Source organism: Streptomyces sp. NPDC012935, assembly GCF_042900345.1.
GTDB lineage: Bacteria > Actinomycetota > Actinomycetes > Streptomycetales > Streptomycetaceae > Streptomyces.
Map to the genome: position 1 here is coordinate 78143 of NZ_JBIBBC010000019.1, position 19598 is coordinate 97740.

A 19598-nucleotide genomic window follows, 5' to 3' on the forward strand; every position below is an offset into this window, starting at 1 on the left:
GTCCCGCCCCGGGCAAGCGTCTGATTCAATGGAGCCATGGCCAGCTTCCAGAAGTACTCCGCGACAGGTCGCCATGACCTCGAGCCCTTCTGGCCCTCCCGTCAGCACCACGACTTCGACCGGGTGTGTTGCCGCGCGGTGAACGCGCGGGCCCTGTAAAGCCGTAGTTTTCCGGCCTTCGGCCAGCGCGAAACGACGTACGTCTTCCCAACGGACCTCTCGCGCGAAAGAGCTGACCTCTCATGGCGACCACTCGTTCTCTGTCCACTGCCGCCACGCTCACCTCCCCGACCGGTTCTCGGCATCATCTGCGTGCCGTGAACCGGGACGAGGTGATCGACGTCGCGGACCTGCTGCCGCCGGGCGCCACCTGGCTGCCCGCTCCCCCGCACTCCCTGCCCACGCTTCCGGGGCAGCCGCCGATGATCGGCTACCTGGTGCTCGTCCCGGCCGACCAGCAGCCGCCGGTCGCGCCGGCCCGTGACACCGGCGGGGACCCGCTCGTCAGTGTCGACGCCGTACGCCGTACCGCCGCGGTCGACGGACGGGAACTCGACCTCACCTACCTGGAGTTCGAGCTGCTCGCCCATCTGGTGGCCAACCCCCATCGCGTGCACACCCGAGACCAGCTGGTCACCACCGTGTGGGGGTACGGGCACGTGGGCGACGGCCGCACCGTCGACGTCCACATCGCGCGGCTGCGCCGCAAGCTGGGCGCCGAACACCGGGACACCATCCGCACGGTGCGGCGTGTGGGGTACAAGTACGCCCCGCCGATCGGGCGCTGAGCCGTCGCGGCCGCCTCCCCCGGCCTTCTGCTGACGGCAGAGTCCTGTTCCGTCCCGCGCCCGTACCGTGCAGAGTCGGCCGTATGAGACTTCTGATGCTGGGTGGTACGGAGTTCGCGGGGCGGGCCGTCGTCGAGGCGGCCCTGGGGCGCGGCTGGGACGTGACCGTCTTCCACCGGGGGCGCCACGAGCCGCCGGCCGGGGTGCGGTCGCTGCACGGTGACCGCACGGCGCCCGACGGGCTTGCCACCCTCGCCGAAGCGGACGGCGAGTGGGACGTCGTCGTCGACACCTGGTCGGCCGCGCCGCGTGCCGTGCGGGACACGGCGCGGCTGCTGCGGGGCCGCGCCGGGCGGTATGTGTACGTGTCGAGCTGCTCGGTGTACGAGTGGGCCCCGCCCGCGGGCTACGGCGAGGACGCGCCGCTGGTCGAGGGTGCCGAGGCCGGTGCCGAGCACACCGACTACCCGCGGGACAAGCGGGGCGGGGAGCTGGCCGTCGTCGAGGAGTTCGGGGCGGACCGTTCGGTGCTCGTTCGGGCGGGGCTGCTCATCGGCCCGTACGAGAACGTCGGCAGGCTGCCGTGGTGGCTGACCCGGATCGCCCGTGGCGGGCCCGTACTGGCGCCGGGGCCGCGGGACCTGCCGCTCCAGTATGCCGACGTCCGTGATCTCGCGGACTGGATCCTGGGGGCGGCGGAGCAGAAGCTGAGCGGGCCGTACAACCTGATGAGCCCGCAGGGGCACGCCACCATGGGCACGTTCCTCGACGCGTGTACGGCTGCCGTCGGCGCTGCGGCGGAGCTGCGGTGGACCGAGCCCGAGGTGATCCTCGAGGCGGGCATCGAGCCGTGGACGCAGTTGCCGGTGTGGGTGCCGCCGGGCACGGACATGCACGACGCGCTGCACGCCGCCGACGTGTCCCGGGCGGTCGCGACGGGACTGCGGTGCCGGCCGGTCGAGGAGACCGTCACCGACACCTGGGCCTGGCTCCAGGACATCGGCGGCACGGCACCCCAGCGCACGGACCGGACGGCGAAGGGGCTCGACCCGGAGGTGGAGGCCAAGGTCCTCGCGGGCGGGGGTGTATCTGGCACCACCCCCTGACCGGGGCCCCGGCCCAGTGACCCGCGCCGCCGGTTCCGTGAGACTTACGGCATGACCTACGACACGAAGAGCGGTACCGGCGGCGACCAGCGGACACGGGCGCGAGGCATGGGACTCGCGGCCGTGCGGGGGCTCGCGCTGGCCCTGGTCTCGCTGCCGGGCGCCGTTCTGTGCTTCGTCCTGTCCCTCGTGTCCATGGCGCTCATCCCCATCGGCGTCGGCATCGTCACGACACCCTGGGTGCTGACGGGGGTTCGGACGTTCGCCGACTGGCGGCGGGTTCTCGCGGCCGAGTGGGGCGGGGTGCGGATTCCGCCGGCGTACCGGCCGCTGCCGAAGGACGCCAACCCGTGGGCCCGCACCTTCGGGATGCTGGGCGACCCGGCGACCTGGCGGGACCTGAGGTGGCTGCCGGTCGACATGACGGCGGGGTTCATCACCGCGCTGCTGCCGGCCGTGCTGCTCTTCTATCCGCTGGAGGGGTTCGCGATCGCGGCGGGGCTGTGGCGGGTCCTGCCCGACGGGTACTGGTACGGCTTCGTACCGGTCACCGGGCAGGCGTCCGCGCTCGGCGCCGCCGCCCTCGGCCTCGGCCTGCTCTTCGTCGCGCACTTCTACACCTCGCGCCTGCTCCAGGTCCACTTCCGGCTGACCCGCGCCGTGCTGGGCGCCGGTCAGGGTGAACTGGCCGAGCGCGTAAGGGTGTTGACGGAGACCCGGCGCGACGCCGTCGACACCTCCGCCGCCGAGCTGCGCCGTATCGAGCGGGACCTGCACGACGGGGCGCAGGCGCGGCTGGTGGCGATGGGCATGGATCTCGGGACCATCGAGATGCTGGTCGACAAGGACCCGGAGAAGGCCAAGCAGCTCGTCGCGCAGGCCCGCCGGTCCTCCGCCGACGCGCTCGGCGAGCTGCGCGACCTGGTGCGGGGCATCCACCCGCCCGTGCTCGCCGAGCGCGGACTCGGCGACGCCGTACGGGCGTTGGCGCTGCGGCTGCCGGTCGCCACCGAGGTGAACGTGGAGCTGCCCGGGCGGGCCGAGGCGCCCGTGGAGTCGGCGGCGTACTTCGCGGTCAGCGAGGTGCTCACCAACGCCGTCAAGCACGCGGACGCCGACCGGATCTGGATCGACCTGCACCACACGGAGGGAAGGCTGCGCGTCACCGTCACCGACAACGGCAAGGGCGGCGCCGTGACCGGAGCCGGTTCGGGGCTCGCCGGGATCGAGCGGCGACTGGGTACATTCGACGGCGTCCTGGCCGTCAGCAGCCCCGCGGGCGGTCCCACCATGGTCACCATGGAGATCCCTTGCGCGTTGTCCTAGCCGAAGACCTGTTCCTGCTGCGCGACGGCCTGGTCCGGCTTCTTCAGGCCTACGACTTCGAGATCGCGGCAGCCGTGGAGACGGGCCCCGAGCTGGCCCGCGCGCTGGCCGAGCTGGAACCGGACGTCGCCGTCGTCGACGTACGCCTGCCGCCGACGCACACCGACGAGGGGCTGCAGTGCGCGCTGGAGGCCCGCCGGAGGAAGCCCGGTCTGCCGGTGCTGGTTCTCTCGCAGCACGTGGAGCAGCTGTACGCGCGGGAGTTGCTCGCCGACGGCAGCGGCGGGGTGGGGTATCTGCTGAAGGACCGGGTCTTCGACGCGGACCAGTTCGTGGACGCCGTACGGCGGGTCGCGGCGGGCGGCACGGCGATGGACCCGCAGGTGATCCAGCAGCTGCTGTCCCGGCGCGCGGCCGACGACCAGCCGCTGACGCGGCTCACGCCCCGCGAGACGGAGGTGCTGGAGCTGATGGCTCAGGGGCGGACGAACGCGGCGATCGCCGAGCGGCTGGTCGTCACTGAACGGGCGATCGCCAAGCACACCGCCAATATCTTCGCCAAACTGGGCCTGGAGGTGTCGGACGACGACAACCGTCGCGTGCTGGCGGTTCTCGCGTATCTCGACCACGGCCGGTGAAAACGGACCCGCTGATTCACCCGCCGTGCGGGATCAACAACTCCCGGTATTTCAGAGGCGATTGAGCACACAGCCTTCTCACGAATCTCTCAACAATTTCCGGGACGGCTGAACACCCCTGGGACGACCTCCGTATCAAAGGGAGCCGCTTCACTCCTGTCGGGCGCCCTCGATGCCCCCGAAAAAGGAAGTCAGAGGAGTTCCATGGGACGCAACACAAGAAAACGCCGTACGCCGCTGGCCACCAAGGCCATTGCCGCATCGGCAGCCCTAGCGCTCGGTGGGGGCGGGCTTGTATGGGCCAACTTCTATGCCTCGGCGCACGAGGACAACTCTGGGTGGAACCAGACGAAGTCCACGAACGCCCAGGTCGCGACGATCAACTGCCCGGATGTCGGCCAGAAGCTGACGACCGTGCCGCGGAGCGCGCGCAAGGGCGTTGCCAAGGAGCTGGCGCTGCTCGACAGGCAGATCACGGATGCCTACACGCGTCTCGCCGAGACGCGGCAGGCCCAGGCGGGGGACGCCAACTACGTCAACAACGCCATCCTCGGCCCGCTGAAGTCCAAGCGAGTGGCCACCCTCGACCGGATCGGCATCAACATCAACCGCGCCGGCGGGAAGTCCCCGCGAGGACTCGATCAGTTCGCCCAGTGCCAGGGCGTCCCGGCCGAGCAGCCCCAGACCAACGACGGTGACGGTCAGGACCAGAACAACGACGGCCAGGACCAGGACCAGAACAACGACGGTCAGGACCAGGGCGACGGCGGCCAGGACCAGGGCGACGGCGGCCAGGACAACGGGCAGGACCAGGGCGGCAACGGCGGTCAGGCCGGCAACGGCCCGGTGGCGGACGACTTCATCAACATCGAGAACGTCCAGCCGAACTCCCGCAACCTGCCGAACGGTCTGGCCGCGAACGGTGACGGCGGTTCGACCGGCAGCTTCACCACGAACTGCGGCACCAACGAGAACGAGAACCGCAACTCGGACAACGTGATCGTGGCGCCCGGTGTCTCCAACGGTGCCCAGCACCAGCACGACTACGTCGGCAACCAGGCCAACAACGCTTTCGCGAGCGACGAGGACCTGGCCAACGGCGACACCACCTGCCAGAACCAGGGTGACAAGTCGTCGTACTTCTGGCCGGTGCTGCGTATCCAGGACGGTACGCAGGACATCGACCAGGGCCAGCCCGGTGGTGGTCAGGACGGCAACGTCGGCAAGATCGTCGAGCCCAGCCAGGCGGAGCTGAAGTTCGTCGGCAACCGGACCAGCGAGGTCGTCGCGATGCCGACGGCCCTGCGCATCATCACCGGTGACGCCAAGGCCTTCACCAACGGTCTGAACAACGCCAACACGTCCTGGAGCTGCACCGGCTTCGAGGACCGGCAGGTGACGGACAAGTACCCGATCTGCCCCGAGGGCAGCAGCGTGGTGCGGACGTCCGCGTTCCAGAGCTGCTGGGACGGCCAGAACATCGACAGTGCCAACCACCGCACCCACGTGGACTTCGTGGAGGCGGACGGCAGCTGCTCGAACGGCTTCCAGGCCATCCCCCAGCTCCAGGTCAAGCTGGTCTACGACGTTCAGGCCCCGCAGATCGACAACGGGCAGCTGGTGAACCCGTTCGCGGTTGACTCCTTCCCGGAGCAGCTGCACAAGGCGATCACGGACCACAACGACTTCATCAACTTCTTCGACGAGGATCTGATGAACGAGATGGTCCAGTGCATCAACAGCGGGCAGGACTGCCAGTAGTCCTGAACCACAGGGAAGCCGGCGGTGGGATTTCCCACCGCCGGCTTTCGTTGTGCCCCCTGTGACGCCGAGCCGGAACGCTCAGCCGTTGTGGCTGTTGTGACTGCCACCGGGATTCATGTGGGCGGATCCTTCCTCCATGGTCCCGCCGAGCGTGGTCTGCAGCGCGTTGACCGTCTTCTCCTGGCCGACGGCGACCCATTTGCGGCCGACGAGGTAGTAGCCGCCGTAGTCCTTCGCGCCGTTGAGCCACTCGCGCTGGCCGCGGTCGGTGGCGAAGGTCGCGAGGACGAACTTGCCGTCCGTGTTCTTGCAGAGGGCCTGCCGGATCTCGTCCGCGTCCGTCTGCATGTTCGGCTTGCACTTCACCTCGGCGGCCAGGTGCTCCAGGCTGCCGGTCGCCGTCTTGGGCACGGCGGCCTCGCCGTCACCGCCGGATCCGCAGCCTGCCAGCGCGAACACCGCCGCGGCACCGGCCGCCACGAGCATCGGTCGGGTCACCTTCATGTCTTCCTCCCTGCAGGGGCCTCACGGTGGATACGGCTCCCGCGCGCGGAGCGCTCAAAATACCGCTGCCGGTGTTCGCCCACTCGTGCGAGAGTGACGCGATGAACCGGGACTGGGAAGATCGTGTGACCGCCGCATGGGCGACCTTCGACAGCTATACCGAGGAGGAGGCGGCCGACTTCCGCGCCGTCATCGACGCCCTCGTCGCCGAACTGCCCGACGACAGCCCGCTGGGCTCCTTCGAGCAGGCGTGCGCCTGGGACTCGACGGGCCACTCGGACCAGGCGGTGCCGCTGTACCGGGAGGCTCTCGCGGGCGGGCTGAGCGGCTACAAGGGCCGGCGCGCGAAGATCCAGCTGTCCAGCTCGCTGCGCAACGTCGGCCAGGCCGAGGAGGGCGTCAAGCTGCTGACGCCCGAGCTGGACGCCCCCTCCGACGAACTGGACGACGCGGTACGGGCGACGCTGGCACTGTGCCTGTCGAGCCTCGGACGTGATCGCGAGGGCCTGTCCCTCGTACTGGGCGCCCTCGCCCCCCATCTGCCGCGCTACCAGCGCTCGATGGGGAACTACGCCCGCGCCCTGCTGGAGTCCGGCGACTGAGCCGGCACGGCATCGCGCCGGGCGGTATCGCGCGGCGGTGACCAACCGACGATTCGCTCGTTCTGCTGAACGTGCAGTCACAGGATGTCGCCCCCCGCCCCGCACCCGCCACGGCCGAGCCGGTCGTCGACGTCGAGCGGGCCGAGGCCGCGCTCGTCGAGCACTATCCGCGGCTCGTCCGGCTCGCCTACCTGGTGCTGCCCCCGAGCCTCGGCCGCAACCGGCGCGTGGTGACCGCACACTCCCTCACCCAGCGGGCGCTGCCCCGCGGCCGGACGGCGGCGACGCCCGCGATCCCGGCCCAGTCGACGGGCCGCGACAGCGACCCCGGGTATGCCTTTCTCCGGCTCAGGGTGCTTCGTACGGCACTGGAGGCGGGCCTGCCGCTGCGGCGCCCGGCCTGGCCCAAGCGCTCCCAGCTGCCGCCCCTGCTGCCCCAGGTCTGGGGCCTGCGCCTCTTCCCCCGGTCGGGCGGCGCCGACGAGCTCGCCCTGGACCAGCAGCTGTCGGCGCTGTCCGGCCCGGCGCGGGCGGCCTACGTCCTGCGCGGCCTGGAGAAGCTCGCGGACGACGAGGTGCGCGACGTCCTGACGGCGGCCGGCGTCGAGGACGTGGACACCGCGCTGGAGGAGGCCGGCACCGTCCCGGCGCAGGCCGCGCTGCTCGACTCCCCCGAGTTCGACCCCTGTTCCCTCCAGGCCCGGCCAACCGACCTGATGCGGCGCAGGCAGCACACGAAGGCCGCGCTGGCCGCCGGAGCCGCCCTCCTCGTGTGCGGGGCGCTGCTCGGCCTGCCCGGCGAGGGCTGGGGCCCCGACGGCCCCGCCGCGCCCTCGTACGCGCAGAACCCGGCGGCCGAGGCCGCCCTCGACCCGGCCCAGCTGACGAAGGTCCCGCCGCTGGCCTGGCAGTCGGCAGCCCGCACCGACTTCTCGGTGTGGCCCGCGCGCGGCGACCTCACCGGCGACTCCGCCCTGCTGCGCCGCGCCCTCGCCGTCTGGGCCCGCCCCGGCGAGAAGGTCACGGTCTCGGCGACGCCCGGCACCCCGTCGGGCGGCCCGGCCGGGGCACCGCAGCTGCTGTACGCGGGGACCGTGGACACCGCGCGCGTGGTGATCCTCTACGACGGTCTGCGCATCGCCCGCTACGCCGAGCCGACGGACGGCGCGGCCGGTGCCGCATTGGACTTCTCCCGCGTCGACAACGCGACCCGGGCGGAGGCGAGCGCGGTGGTGCTGAGCCGGGCCGACGGCAACGTCCGCTATCTGATGGCGCCCTGGGTGAAGGGCGCCGCCGAGCGGGACCTGCTGAAGCCGGGCGCGGGAGCGATGGACCTCACCGTGACCGAGGGTGTCACCTCGCCGATGGCGAGCCCCACCACCCAACAGACCGGCACGTGCTCCTCGTGGAACGCCCTGCAGGTGACCGACAGCGCCGGCACCCGGTTGCTGACCGACCTCTCCGAACTGGTCCCGGCCCGCCTCACCACCGGCCGCCCCGGGGCGACCAAGGACGTGACCGGCGAGCAGGCCCTGCACACCTGGGCGCCGTACTCCTGCTGGCTGGGCGCGCTGCGCTCCGCGGGCGTGCGGACGGTCAACGCCTGGTCGTTCGCGCAGCAGACGCTTCCCGACGGGACCGGCACGGCGGACTGGGTGTGCACACGTGCCGAGACCTGGCGGGGCGGCGGGGAGCGGGTGCTGGCCCAGTTCCGGACGCCGGGCACGCCACAGGCTGCGGTGGTGGCGAAGGCCCAGAACGTGCCGGCGTGCGGACAGCGCGATCCCCATGTGCTGGCGGGGGTGTTGTGGAAGGCGCAGGCGGGCAGCTGGTATCTGCTGGCGGCGGGCACCCGGGACACGGAGTCGATCCGGGCCAGCGGCGGGGTCCGCGGCAGCGCCGAGGGCAGCCAACTGGCCGTGCGGACCAAGCAGGGCGCGCAGGCCGAGTTGAAGGGCACGCTGGCGAGCGGGCGCTCGATCAACGGGCTTCAGTGAGGCCCCGGCGAGACGACTCCGGTGAGACGAGACCCGCCTTGCTGACAGAAATGTAAATAGGGCCGTGCACAAGGGTTCACCACGGCCCTACCCGTCAGTACATTGACGCCATGTCTAACACGCAGGACCGGATACCCCTCAAGGCCCGCAAGGTGTCCTTCTCCTGGGACGCCACGCCGCTGCACTGGGTGCCCGGCGATCCGTTCACCACGCACACCATCAACGTGCTGCATCTGCTCCTGCCCGCCGGTGAGCGATGGTTCGTGCACGTCTACAAGCAGGTGCTGCCGTACATCCGGGACGAGCAGCTCCGCGAGGACGTCATCGGGTTCATCGGGCAGGAGGCCATGCACTCGCAGGCCCATGACGAGGTGCTGCCGCACCTGCGGGAGCAGGGGCTCGACCCGACGCCGTACACCGCACAGGTCGACTGGTTCTTCGAGAAGCTGCTCGGTGACCGCACGCTGCCGCCGGGCCGCGCGCGCCGCTGGTGGCTGATGGAGCGGGTGGCGCTCATCGCGGCCATCGAGCACTACACCGCCTTCCTCGGCGACTGGGTGCTCAACGCCGAGGAGCTGGACCGCAGGGGCGCCGACCCGACCATGCTGGACCTGCTGCGCTGGCACGGTGCCGAGGAGGTCGAGCACCGGTCGGTCGCGTTCGACCTGTTCATGCACGTCGACGGGGGCTACCGGCGGCGGGTGCGGACCTGGGCGACGGCGTTCACCGCTCTCGTCTTCCTGTGGCAGCGCGGGTCGCGCTTCTTCATGGAGAACGACCCGACGCTGATGAACGGCCGCGCAAGCTTCAAGGACTTCTACGTCCGGGGCAGGCGGGGCACGCTGCCCTCGACCGGCGACATGCTCAGGTCCATTCCCCGCTATCTGAGCCGGACCTACCACCCCTCCCAGGAGGGCTCCACCGAGCAGGCCGTCGCCTATCTGGCCTCCTCCCCCGCCGCGCTGGCCGCCGAGACCGCCGAGAAGTCCGCGAAGGGTGCCGCCTGATGCCGAAGCTCCGTACCCTCGCCGTCGTCGCCGGTGCCGCTCTGCTCGCCCGGCGGGCGATGCGGCGCCGCATCCACCTCTCGCCGCTGTGGCCGATGCCCGCCCTGGAGGTGCCGACCTCCGGGCGGCCCCGGTCGCGGGCGCTGCGCCTGCTGGTGACCTCGCACGAAGAGGTAGCCGACGGGGTCGTACAACTACGGCTGGAGGGCCACGACTTGCCCCGCTGGGAGCCCGGCGCGCATCTCGACGTGGTGCTGCCGTCGGGGCTCGTGCGGCAGTACTCGCTGTGCGGCGACCCGGAGGACACCTCGTCGTACACGGTGGCGACCAGGCTGGTCCCGGAAGGGCGGGGCGGCTCGCGCGAGGTGCACGAGCAGGTGCGGGAGGGGACGGAGCTGGAGGTGCGGGGGCCGCGGAACCGGTTCCCGCTGGTCGCGGCCTCGTCGTACGTGTTCGTCGCGGGCGGCATCGGGATCACGCCGGTCCTGCCGATGCTGCGGGCGCTGCCCGACGGCGTCGAGTGGCGGCTGCTGTACTGCGGACGCGACCGTGCCTCGATGCCGTTCCTGGAGGAGGTCGAGAAGCTGGGCGGCGGAGACCGGGTGACCGTCGTGGAGGGGGTCCCGGATCTCGGCGGGCTCCTCGCGGACGTGCCCGACGGGGCCGCCGTCTACTGCTGTGGTCCGGAGGGGCTGATGGCCGCGGTGGCGGAGCGGTTCCCGGGCGTTCACCTGGAGCGGTTCACGCCCCGCAGCTCGGCGGGCGGCGCCTTCGAGGTCGAACTACGGCGCAGCGGGCGGACGTTGACCGTCCCCGCCGACTCGACCGTGCTGGCCGCCGTACGCGCGGAGTTGCCCGACACCGCCTACTCCTGTGAACAGGGCTTCTGCGGGACCTGCCAACAGCGGGTGCTGGAGGGTGAGGTGGACCACCGGGACGAGCTGCTGACCGACGCGGAGCGGTCCGACTCCATGCTGATCTGTGTGTCGCGGGCGCGGGGTGATCGGCTCGTACTGGATCTGTGAGCGCCTGCGATCGGTCCGGGCCGTTCGGGGCCTGATTCGATCGGTAAGGTGTTCGCATGACTACCGGGGTACGCCGAAGAATGGGAGTCGAGGAGCGACGGCAGCAGTTGATCGGCGTCGCCCTCGAACTGTTCAGCCAGCGCTCGCCCGACGACGTCTCCATCGACGAGATAGCGTCGGCCGCGGGCATCTCGCGCCCGCTGGTCTATCACTACTTCCCCGGCAAACTCAGCCTGTACGAGGCCGCGTTGAAGCGTGCCTCGGACGAACTGGCGGGCCGTTTCGTCGAGCCGCCGGACGGGCCGCTGGGGGCTCGGCTGCTGCGGGTGATGCGCCGCTTCTTCGACTTCGTCGACGAGCACGGACCAGGTTTCTCGGCGCTGATGCGGGGCGGTCCGGCCGTCGGCTCGACGGCGACGAACGCGCTCATCGACTCCGTGCGGCAGGCCGCGTATGTCCAAATCCTTTCGCATCTGCGGGTGGAGGATCCGCCCGCGCGCCTGGAACTGGTCATCCGTTCCTGGATCTCGCTCGCCGAGTCGACGGCGCTGATCTGGCTGGACGGCCGCCGCATCCCGCGCGGCGAGCTGGAGGTCCAGCTCGTGCACGACTTCGCCGCGCTCGCGGCGGTGAGCGCGGCGTACGACGAGGAGATGAGCGGGCTGCTGCGCACCATGCTCAAGGACGAGCCGGGCGACGGGCCGTTCGGCGACCTGGTGACCAAGCTGATCGCGCTGGCGTCCTGAGCGGCTTCCGGGCGGATCCCCGGGCGGCGGCTCAGCTCTCGAACTTGCGGTAGGAGGGGTCGAGGTCGCGCACCTCGGCGGACACGTGCAGCGAGAGCCCGTCGGCCGGCTTCAGGTGCTGCCGCACCAATTCCAGCACCGTCTCGGTGAGCCGGGCCTTCGTCTCGTCCGTACGACCGGCCAGCAGGCCCATGGTGACGTGCACGACACCGTGTCCGTCGGTGTCGTCGCCGACCGTGGTGTTCTCGGTCCGGCGGAACTGCGTCTTGCACGCGGGCGGCTTGGCGGCCGCGATCTCTACCACGGCGGTATGCAGGGCCCGTGCGAAGCCGGGCCGGTCGAAGTCGTCCGCCAGCTGTTCCGAGTAGTCGACGGTGATCTGCGGCATGAGCACTCCTGTTCTGGGTGGGCAGCGCTCACCCTAACCGCAGCGCCAGCATCGCGATGTCGTCCTCCTGGTCCCGTCCGAACTGGTCCAGCAGGGTGTCGCACAGCGCGTCCACGCCGGGCGGGGCGTCGGCGGCGGCCGTGCGCAGCTGCTTCAGCGAGACGTCGAGGTCGATGCCGCGGCTCTCGATCAGGCCGTCGGTGACCATGAGCAGACGGTCCGCGTCGGTCAGCACCAGCTCCGTGGGCGCCGGCCGCTGAAGGCCGAGGCCCAGCAGCGGACCGTCCACGGGGACGTACTCGGCGCCGCCCCCGTCCCGCACGACGAGCGGCGGGATGTGGCCCGCGTTGGCGATACGGGCGCGTCCGGTGCCGGGGTCGACCAGGGTCAGGCAGACGGTGGCGGTGACGTCGGGGTGGTAGTGCACGAGCATCCGGTCGAGCCGTTCGGCCAGCGCGCCCGGGTCGCTCTCCTCGACGCAGTAGGCGCGCAGTGCGTGCCGGATCTCGACCATGACGGTGGCCGCGTCGAGCGAGTGCCCGACGACGTCCCCGACCGCGGTGAGCACCCCCTCCCGGGTGCGCAGGGCGGCGTAGAAGTCCCCGCCGATCTCCGCCTGCCGGGACGCGGGGACGTACCGGACGACGACCTTCACGCCGGGCAGCGCGGGCAGCCGGTACGGCTGGGGCAGGAAGCTGTGCTGCAGGGTGAGCGCGATCTGCCGCTCCGCCTGGTACATCAGCAGCGGCTCGGCGGCGAGCGCGGTGGCCTGAGCGAGCCGGGCGAGAAGGTCGTCGTCGGCCCGGGCGGGGGCGGGGGCCAGCGCGGGCGGCGGGCGCCGGGCCGCCAGCGGGTCGTAGGCAGGCATCGGGTCGTAGGCGGGCATCGGGGCGGCGCGTACCGCGTTCAGCGGGTGCCGGTATGCGAGGGGGTCGTGTGCGGGCAGCGGTTCGGCGAGCGGTCCGGGCCGCGGGTGATGGGTCGCGAAGGGGATGTACACCGGAATCGGCTCGGCGAGCACCCCGGCGTGCGGGCCCTGGGGCGCGAGGCGCTCGTACGCCGGAGCCGGCTCGGCGGGTGGCCCGGTCTGCGGGCGCCGGGCCGGCGGTGCGGCCGGGAGCGGTACGGCGGGCGGCGCTACCGGCATGGCTACGCACACCGACGTGCGGCCCTCCTCGGTGAACGCCAGGACCAGGCGGGCGTCCTCACGGACACCGGGCCGGAAGAAGCCGGCGGGCCACAGCGAGGCGGGCACGGTCGTGCTGTGCACTCCGGTCCGCCCGCTCCGGCCCTCCGCGATCCGCGTGATCAGGCGCGCCGCGGCGACCTGCGGGGCGGTGTCGGGCAGTGCGGTGGGGGTGCCCGCCGGACGGGCGAAGCCGTCGCCCCGGGGCAGGCGCAGGGAACTGCCCCAGTGCGGCTCGCCGCCCGGGCCGATCACGAAGACGACGGCGGGCGTACCGGTGAGCCGGGCCGTGCCCGCGGCGGCGGCGTCGGCCAGCTCCCCCAGACAGCGCGCGGTCTGCACGGTGACGATCGCCTCCGACAGCAGCGTCAGCCGGTGCGCGAGCACCTCGGCCGCGCCGCGTCGGCGCGCCCCGCGCACGGCGGCCCGTACGACGGCCTCGATCTCGCTCGGCTCGGCAGGCACGGTCAGGTAGGCGTCGGCGCCCGCGTCGAGACCCCGGCACCGGTCCCCCGGGTCCACGGCCATGGCGGAGAAGTGGACGACGGGCAGTGCGGCCATGGACGGCCGGGCCTTGACCAGGCGGCACAGTTCGAAGCCGCTCATGTCCGGCAGCCCCACGTCGACGAGGGCCAGGTCGGGCAGGGCTCCCGCACGCAGCCGTATGTCCAGCTCGCTCAGCGCCTCCCCCGCGCTCGCGACCGGAACGACGTCATGGCCCGCGCGGCGCAGCACGGCGCCCATGGCGAAGCGGTTGGTCGAGACGTCGTCGACGACCATCACGGTCGTGCCCGACTGCTTGCCGAAACCGTCCATCGTCGGGAGCCCTTGGATACGCACGAGTGGGGCGGGCCCGTGACCGGGTCCGCCCCACTCAACCTAGTGCCGTATCAAAGGGCCCGTGTGAAGACGGCGACAGTACGACCCGGAACGGCGAACGTGCCGGATTCCCGCTCGTAGGACGAGGATTTGACGATAGGGTCCGCGCCCGAGGCCTGCACCGCATGCAGTCGGTGGTCCTCGCCGGCCAGCGAGGCGATCCGCTGCTCCTGCTTCTGGGGCGTGGCGTTGAAGACGACGACGAGGTCACCGAGCCGCATGGTGATCACGCCGGGCGTCTCGTCCCTCCCGGACAGCGGGAAGGACAGCTTCGACTGCACCTGACCGGCCGTACCGAGGGAGAAGACACTCTCCGTCGAACGGATGCTCAACAGGTCCCGGTACGCCGCCGAGGCCCCCTCGATCTGCTCGCATCCCACCTTCACGGTGCTCAGCAGGGGCTTGGCGTAGGGCCACTTGGACTGGTTGTCGGCCGCCGGCGGCAGCCCACGCCCGAAGCCGTTGCCGTCGGCGCAGTTCCAGTGGATGGCGTTGAACCAGTCGCCGCTGTCGTAGGAGTTGCGGTCCAGCGACTTGGAGCGCAGCAGGTCGGTGCCGGCCTGGGAGAGGGCCGGCCCCTGCGACAGGGTGGCCGAGGCCATGGCGAGGACCTGCATACGGGCCCGGTCGGCGGCCGACGTGTCCTTCGGCAGCTTGAAGGCGAGCGCGTCGAACAGCGACTCGTTGTCGTGCGCGTCCGCGTAGGCGAGGGCGTCGCCGGGGACGTCCGCGTACCCGGCGGGCTGGCCGTTGTAGTCGACCTCGGCGCCGGTGACCTCCTTGCCGGCGGTGTCGGTGAACCGGTACCCGGCGAGGTTGCCGGACAGGCCGACCTTGATCAGGTCCTGGTAGTGCAGCAGCCGGGCCTTCTGCTCCTCGGAAGTGCCGTTGCTCTTGGAGGAGTTGGGGTCGGTGAACAGCCCGGACGCGAAGCCCTGGACGCCGGGGTCCTCGTCGAAGGGCCCGCCGCCGCGTACGGCGTCCCGCGCCCGGTCGGAGAAGGTCGCGATGCCGGTGCCGGCCATGTTCTTCTGGGTGGCCTGCGTGAAGCGGGCGTCGTCGGCGACCTCGCCGAAGTTCCAGCCCTCGCCGTACAGGATGATCTTCTTGCCGTCGACGCCGTCCTTGGCGGGCGTCAGCTCGTCGAGGGCCTTGCGGACCGCGAGGATGTTGGCCTTCGGGTGGTGGCCCATCAGGTCGAAGCGGAAGCCGTCGACCTTGTACTCCTTGGCCCAGGTGACGATCGAGTCGACGACCAGCTTGCCCATCATGGCGTTCTCGGTGGCCGTGTTGGCGCAGCAGGTGCTGTTGGCGACCGAGCCGTCGGCGAGCAGGCGCTGGTAGTAGCCGGGGACGATCCGGTCGAGTACGGAGGTGTCCGCCTGACCGCTGGCCGCGGTGTGGTTGTAGACGACGTCCATGACGACCCGCAGACCGTCCTCGTTCAGTGCCTTGACCATCCTGCGGAACTCGACCGTGCGGCCGGTGCCGTCCGGGTCCGTGGCGTACGAGCCTTCGGGGACCGTGTAGTGGTACGGGTCGTAGCCCCAGTTGTAGGCGTCCTTCGCGGCGATCTTCGACACGCACTCCTGCTGCTTGTCGGAGTCGGCCGGGAAGGAGGCGAGGTCGCATCCGACGGTCGCCTGGTCCTCGCGGCGTTCGGGGATCGTGGCGATGTCGAAGGCCGGCAGCAGGTGAACGTACGACGTACCCGCCTTCGCCAGCTCACGCAGGTGCTTGGAGCCGTCGCTGTCCTTGTCCGTGAAGGCGAGGTAGGTGCCCCGGTTCTTCGCCGTCCGGTCCTCGACGGAGAAGTCCCGGACGTGCAGCTCCTGGATCTGCGCGTCCTTCAGCGGTACGGCCTTGGGCTTGGTGTAGGAGGACCAGCCGCCCGGCGCCAGGGCCTTGTCGTCCAGGTCGACGACGAGGCTGCGCTCGGAGTCGGTGGTCAGGGCGACCGAGTAGGGGTCGGTGACCTTGTTGGTGACGACCTTCCGGACGCTGGGCGCCCAGACCTTGACGACGTACCGGTAGGGCTTGCCCTTCCAGGACTTCGGGCCGGTGACGGACCAGACGCCGGTGCCGGCGTTCCGCCTCATGGCGACGGTCGAGTCGCCGATCTCCAGCTTGACCGACTGTGCAGTCGGCGCCCAGACGGACAGCGTCGGACGCCCCTTGTCGAAGGCCGGCCCCAGGTCGGCCTTGGTCGCCCCGGAGTACAGGTCGTCGAGGACGCCCGCGATCTGGACGCCGGTCGCCGCGAGCACGGCGCCGGTCGCGGCCCGCTGCGAAGCGACGACCTGGCCGGCGAGGGCCTCGCGGACCCGGTCGCGGTCGCGCGGGTCGACGGACCAGGCGGTGTAGTCCTTGAGGTGCGGGAACTTCGCCTTCTGGGCGTCGGTGAAAGAGCTCTTGGACAGCCGCAGCCACTTGGCGTCACCGGTCAGGGTGCCGTCCTTGACCGCGATCCCGCCGTCGCGGCTGTAGAGCAGCTGGGTGGAGGCGGCGGCCTCGGAGCCCTTCCAGGCGACCGTGTTCCGGTCGATCCAGACCGCCTTGGAGGTGCTCAGGTCGAGCGCCGCCGCGGAGCCCGTGGGCTGCGGGAGCAGGTACTTCTCCTGGCCGCTCAACAGCCACACCTCATGGCCGTTCGCCGTGAGGTCGAGCGACTGGTCGGCGGGCAGGTCCTTCTCGTCGCCCTTGTGGAGGATGTAGCTGAGGCTGGTGGCACCGTCGGTGAGCGGTACCTCGAAAACCGCACCATAGGCATCAGTCTTGACCGGCTTCAGGGGGTTCGACCACTCGGTGGGGTTCGCGGCACCCGTCCAGGTGTGCAGGCCCCAGCCGTCGTAGTCGCCGTCGGCGCGGTGGTAGTGCAGGACGGCCTTGGACTTGTCCGGCGCCGGATAGTCGGCCGCGGGCTTCTCGGTGCGGACGGCCTCCTTGCCCTGCTCGATCCAGATCTCGCCCGTCTTGGTGAGGTCGATCGTGCGGTCGGCGGAGACGTCCTTGTTGCCGTCCTTGTCGATGACGAGGAAGCCGACGTTCGTCGCGCCCGGCTTCAGCTTGACGTAGGCGAAGGCGCCGTACGCGTCACGGCCGACGAAGGGGTGGCTGTCCGGCCAGTTCGTGGACTCGCCGTCGGCCAGGTCGCCCCAGGCGTACAGGCCCCAGTTCGCGTAGTCGCCGTCGGCGCGCTTGTAGTGGACGACCGCGTAGTCGCGGGAGGCGGCGCTGGGGATCTCGGGGGCGGGCGGGGTGCCGGTGGTGGAGGCCGCCGTGGCACTGGCGGTGCGGCCGGCCGAGTCAATGACGACAGCCTTGTAGCGCAGGGCCGTTCCGGCGGGTACGTCCTTGCCGATGGCCTGCGTGACCTTGTACGGGGCGTGGTCGGCGGAGCCGAGGGTCCGCCACTTGCCGTTGCCGACCTGGGCCGCGAACACGACGCGGCCCAGCTGTCCGCCCTCGATGTCCGCACCGATCTCCACCGTGCCGGTGGCGCCGGCGGCCGGGGCCTTGAGGGTCAGGGTCGGCGCGGTGGCGGGCTCGGCGGGCCTGCCGGTCGCCTTGAGGACGATCGCCGAGCCGGCCGGGACGGTGACGGTGAGCTTCTTGTCGGCGTCACTCCTGAGCGAGTCACGCGTCCCGTGGATGCCCTTGAACGTCATGCCGGCCGAACCGGTCGCGAAGGTCGCCGTCTTCGCCTCGCCCGCGTTGTTGAACGCGACGACGTACTCCGTGCCCGACTTGGCGGCGGTGCGCGAGAAGGCGTAGATACCGGCGCCGTCGGCCGCGTACCGCTCGGTCTGGATACCGTCGGCGAGGGCGGGGTTGGCCTTGCGGAGCGCGGAGAGCTCGGCGATCTGCCGGTACAGCGGTGCGCTCGTGTCGTAGGCGTCGCTCGCGTGTGTGCGGTCGGTGCCGAGCTGGTCGTCGTCGAGGTAGTCGGCGGTCTTCGAGGCGAACAGGGTCTGGCGGGCGTCCTTGTCGCCGCCGGCGCCGGTGAAGCCCTGCTCGTCGCCGTAGTAGACGACCGGGTTGCCGCGGCTGAGGAACATCAGCTCGTTGGCGAGCTTGTCCTTCTTGAGCAGCTCGGCGTCGGTCGCCTTCGGGTTGTCCTGGTTCAGGAAGTACCCGATGCGGCCCATGTCGTGGTTGCCGAGGAAGGTGACCTGCTCGTACGCGTTGGCCTTGTCGGTCGTGTACTTGTAGTCGTCACCGAAGACGGACGCCAGCTTCTGCGCGCTGCCGCCCTGGGAGGCGTACTGCCGGGCGGCCTCCTGGAAGGGGAAGTCGAGTGTGGAGTCGAGGCGGCCTTCGGTGACGTAGGGCGAGGTGACGTTCGTGTCGGCGGAGTACACCTCGCCGAACATGAAGAAGTCGTCGCGGCCCTGCTTGGCGGCGTAGGAGTCCAGCGCCGTGGCCCACTGGGTCCAGAACTCCATGTTGACGTGCTTCACGGTGTCGATCCGGAAGCCGTCGATGTCGAAGTCCCTGACCCAGCGCTGGTAGATCTTCTCCATGCCGCTGACGACCTCGGGACGCTCTGTCCACAGGTCGTCGAGGCCGCCGAAGTCGCCGTGGGTGGAGCTCTCACCGGCGAAGGTGGAGTCGCCACGGTTGTGGTACATCGTCGGGTCGTTGAGCCACGACGGGACCTTGACGTTCTTCTTCGCGGCGGCGACGGTCGGCGTGCGCGGGAAGGAGCCGGCGTTGACCGCCGGGAACCCGGACGTCCCGTCCGCGTAGTCGGCGTCGTCGAAGGGCTTGCCGTCCTTCGTCAGGTACGGGAAGGCACCCTTGGAGAGGTAGTCGTACGACTTCTCCTCATAGTCGACGACATCGGCCGTGTGGTTGGTGATGACGTCGAAGAAGACCTTCATGCCCTTGGCGTGCGCCTTGGAGATGAGGGTCTCAAGGTCCTTGTTGGTGCCGAAGTGCGGGTCGACCTGGGTGAAGTCGGTGATCCAGTAGCCGTGGTACGCGGCCGAGGCGTTGGCGCCGGTGCCCTGCACGGGCTGGTTCTTGAAGATCGGCGCCATCCAGATGGCGGTGGTGCCCAGGCCCTTGATGTAGTCGAGGCGCTTGGTCAGTCCCTTGAGGTCGCCGCCCTGGTAGAAGCCCTTGTCGGCGGGGTCGTAGCCGGTGGAGAGGCGGGAACCGGTCAGGCCGCCCTTGTCGTTGCTCGCGTCGCCGTTGGCGAACCGGTCCGGCAGGACGAAGTAGAACTGGTCGCGGGTGACCTCGTGCCGGGCGGGCTCGGCCGCGAGCCTGGCGTCGGACGGGGGCGGCGGCGGGGCGTCCGCCCGCGCCGCGAGGGGCTGGACGAGTGCTGCGGCCAACGCGGTCACGGTGACCGCGGCGACCCGTCCGGCATGGGTGGTTCGGCGCCTCGACGGCGTCGGCCATCTCGCTATCACAGATGGGCTCCTTGCGATTACGGCTCAGTGGGTCCGACCCCGCGCGACCGTATCGCCGCCGTAAGGCTTACAGCAAGAGGCTTGAAAGCATCGGTAAGAACTTTCACCTGGGCGCTCAGCAGGGTGAGTTGGTCTGTGTCAGCGGCCCGAGGACGGTGAGGTCTGGTCGCTGCCGGCCCGGATCGCGCATAATCGGTCGCCCCGCGCGGTAGCTCCCCTCTA

Annotated in this window: 14 protein-coding genes; 10 read left to right on the top strand and 4 right to left on the bottom strand. The window is 70.9% G+C overall.

The window, feature by feature from the left end:
• Window positions 1–242 precede the first annotated feature (242 nt).
• From ACFY5C_RS34105 to ACFY5C_RS34125, 5 genes are all read left to right on the top strand, one after another.
• On the top strand, window positions 243–788 hold the full coding sequence (locus ACFY5C_RS34105; protein WP_389451847.1) for a winged helix-turn-helix domain-containing protein: 546 nt from the start codon (window positions 243–245) through the stop codon (window positions 786–788).
• 83 nt (window positions 789–871) lie between these two features.
• A complete protein-coding gene (locus ACFY5C_RS34110; protein ID WP_389451850.1) occupies window positions 872–1894 on the top strand; it encodes an NAD-dependent epimerase/dehydratase family protein in 1023 nt (340 codons plus the stop codon).
• A 51-nt stretch (window positions 1895–1945) separates the two neighbouring features.
• A complete protein-coding gene (locus ACFY5C_RS34115) occupies window positions 1946–3220 on the top strand; it encodes a sensor histidine kinase (protein ID WP_389451853.1) in 1275 nt (424 codons plus the stop codon).
• Complete coding sequence (locus ACFY5C_RS34120) at window positions 3205–3858, top strand: LuxR C-terminal-related transcriptional regulator (protein WP_389451856.1); 654 nt, start codon at window positions 3205–3207, stop codon at window positions 3856–3858. Before ACFY5C_RS34115 ends, ACFY5C_RS34120 begins: the two co-directional genes overlap by 16 nt.
• A gap of 204 nt (window positions 3859–4062) precedes the next feature.
• Complete coding sequence (locus ACFY5C_RS34125; RefSeq protein WP_389451860.1) at window positions 4063–5619, top strand: DUF1996 domain-containing protein; 1557 nt, start codon at window positions 4063–4065, stop codon at window positions 5617–5619.
• 81 nt (window positions 5620–5700) lie between these two features.
• On the opposite strand, the gene ACFY5C_RS34130 is transcribed toward ACFY5C_RS34125, so the two are convergent.
• Window positions 5701–6126, bottom strand: coding sequence for a hypothetical protein (locus ACFY5C_RS34130; RefSeq protein ID WP_389451863.1), 426 nt, complete (start codon window positions 6124–6126; stop codon window positions 5701–5703).
• 101 nt (window positions 6127–6227) lie between these two features.
• On the opposite strand from ACFY5C_RS34130, the gene ACFY5C_RS34135 reads away from it, so the two are divergent.
• The 5 genes from ACFY5C_RS34135 to ACFY5C_RS34155 all read left to right on the top strand — a co-directional run bounded on the left by ACFY5C_RS34135 (window position 6228) and on the right by ACFY5C_RS34155 (window position 11503).
• Window positions 6228–6728 (top strand): tetratricopeptide repeat protein, encoded by a 501-nt coding sequence (locus ACFY5C_RS34135; RefSeq protein WP_389451866.1) that lies wholly within the window; start codon window positions 6228–6230, stop codon window positions 6726–6728.
• Window positions 6729–6799: 71 nt separating this feature from the next.
• The gene (locus ACFY5C_RS34140; RefSeq protein ID WP_389451869.1) at window positions 6800–8725 is read left to right on the top strand and encodes a hypothetical protein; all 1926 of its coding nucleotides are present in this window, start codon (window positions 6800–6802) and stop codon (window positions 8723–8725) included.
• Between the two features lie 110 nt (window positions 8726–8835).
• The gene (locus ACFY5C_RS34145) at window positions 8836–9732 is read left to right on the top strand and encodes a metal-dependent hydrolase (RefSeq protein WP_389451872.1); all 897 of its coding nucleotides are present in this window, start codon (window positions 8836–8838) and stop codon (window positions 9730–9732) included.
• Window positions 9732–10757 carry a PDR/VanB family oxidoreductase gene (locus ACFY5C_RS34150; protein WP_389451875.1) on the top strand — a complete coding sequence of 342 codons (1026 nt, stop codon included), beginning with the start codon at window positions 9732–9734 and terminating at the stop codon, window positions 10755–10757. Before ACFY5C_RS34145 ends, ACFY5C_RS34150 begins: the two co-directional genes overlap by 1 nt.
• A gap of 56 nt (window positions 10758–10813) precedes the next feature.
• Complete coding sequence (locus ACFY5C_RS34155; protein ID WP_389451877.1) at window positions 10814–11503, top strand: TetR/AcrR family transcriptional regulator; 690 nt, start codon at window positions 10814–10816, stop codon at window positions 11501–11503.
• Window positions 11504–11534: 31 nt separating this feature from the next.
• Here the strand turns inward: ACFY5C_RS34155 and ACFY5C_RS34160 are convergent, their stop codons facing one another.
• The 3 genes from ACFY5C_RS34160 to pulA form a co-directional block, all read right to left on the bottom strand.
• A complete protein-coding gene (locus tag ACFY5C_RS34160; protein WP_389451880.1) occupies window positions 11535–11891 on the bottom strand; it encodes a 5-carboxymethyl-2-hydroxymuconate Delta-isomerase in 357 nt (118 codons plus the stop codon).
• Between the two features lie 28 nt (window positions 11892–11919).
• Window positions 11920–13893, bottom strand: a complete 1974-nt coding sequence (locus tag ACFY5C_RS34165) for a SpoIIE family protein phosphatase (protein ID WP_389451882.1) — start codon at window positions 13891–13893, stop codon at window positions 11920–11922.
• A gap of 74 nt (window positions 13894–13967) precedes the next feature.
• A complete protein-coding gene (gene pulA, locus ACFY5C_RS34170) occupies window positions 13968–19376 on the bottom strand; it encodes a pullulanase-type alpha-1,6-glucosidase (RefSeq protein WP_389451885.1) in 5409 nt (1802 codons plus the stop codon).
• Window positions 19377–19598 lie beyond the last annotated feature (222 nt).

Bases quoted from the DNA above. Each gene is read 5' to 3' on its own strand.
- ACFY5C_RS34125 (WP_389451860.1), top strand. From the start codon at position 4,063: ATGGGACGCAACACAAGAAAACGCCGTACGCCGCTGGCCACCAAGGCC.
- ACFY5C_RS34150 (WP_389451875.1), top strand. From the start codon at position 9,732: ATGCCGAAGCTCCGTACCCTCGCCGTCGTCGCCGGTGCCGCTCTGCTC.
- ACFY5C_RS34115 (WP_389451853.1), top strand. From the start codon at position 1,946: ATGACCTACGACACGAAGAGCGGTACCGGCGGCGACCAGCGGACACGG.
- ACFY5C_RS34145 (WP_389451872.1), top strand. From the start codon at position 8,836: ATGTCTAACACGCAGGACCGGATACCCCTCAAGGCCCGCAAGGTGTCC.
- ACFY5C_RS34130 (WP_389451863.1), bottom strand. From the start codon at position 6,126: ATGAAGGTGACCCGACCGATGCTCGTGGCGGCCGGTGCCGCGGCGGTG.
- ACFY5C_RS34105 (WP_389451847.1), top strand. From the start codon at position 243: ATGGCGACCACTCGTTCTCTGTCCACTGCCGCCACGCTCACCTCCCCG.
- ACFY5C_RS34165 (WP_389451882.1), bottom strand. From the start codon at position 13,893: ATGGACGGTTTCGGCAAGCAGTCGGGCACGACCGTGATGGTCGTCGAC.
- ACFY5C_RS34110 (WP_389451850.1), top strand. From the start codon at position 872: ATGAGACTTCTGATGCTGGGTGGTACGGAGTTCGCGGGGCGGGCCGTC.
- ACFY5C_RS34135 (WP_389451866.1), top strand. From the start codon at position 6,228: ATGAACCGGGACTGGGAAGATCGTGTGACCGCCGCATGGGCGACCTTC.
- ACFY5C_RS34160 (WP_389451880.1), bottom strand. From the start codon at position 11,891: ATGCCGCAGATCACCGTCGACTACTCGGAACAGCTGGCGGACGACTTC.
- ACFY5C_RS34155 (WP_389451877.1), top strand. From the start codon at position 10,814: ATGACTACCGGGGTACGCCGAAGAATGGGAGTCGAGGAGCGACGGCAG.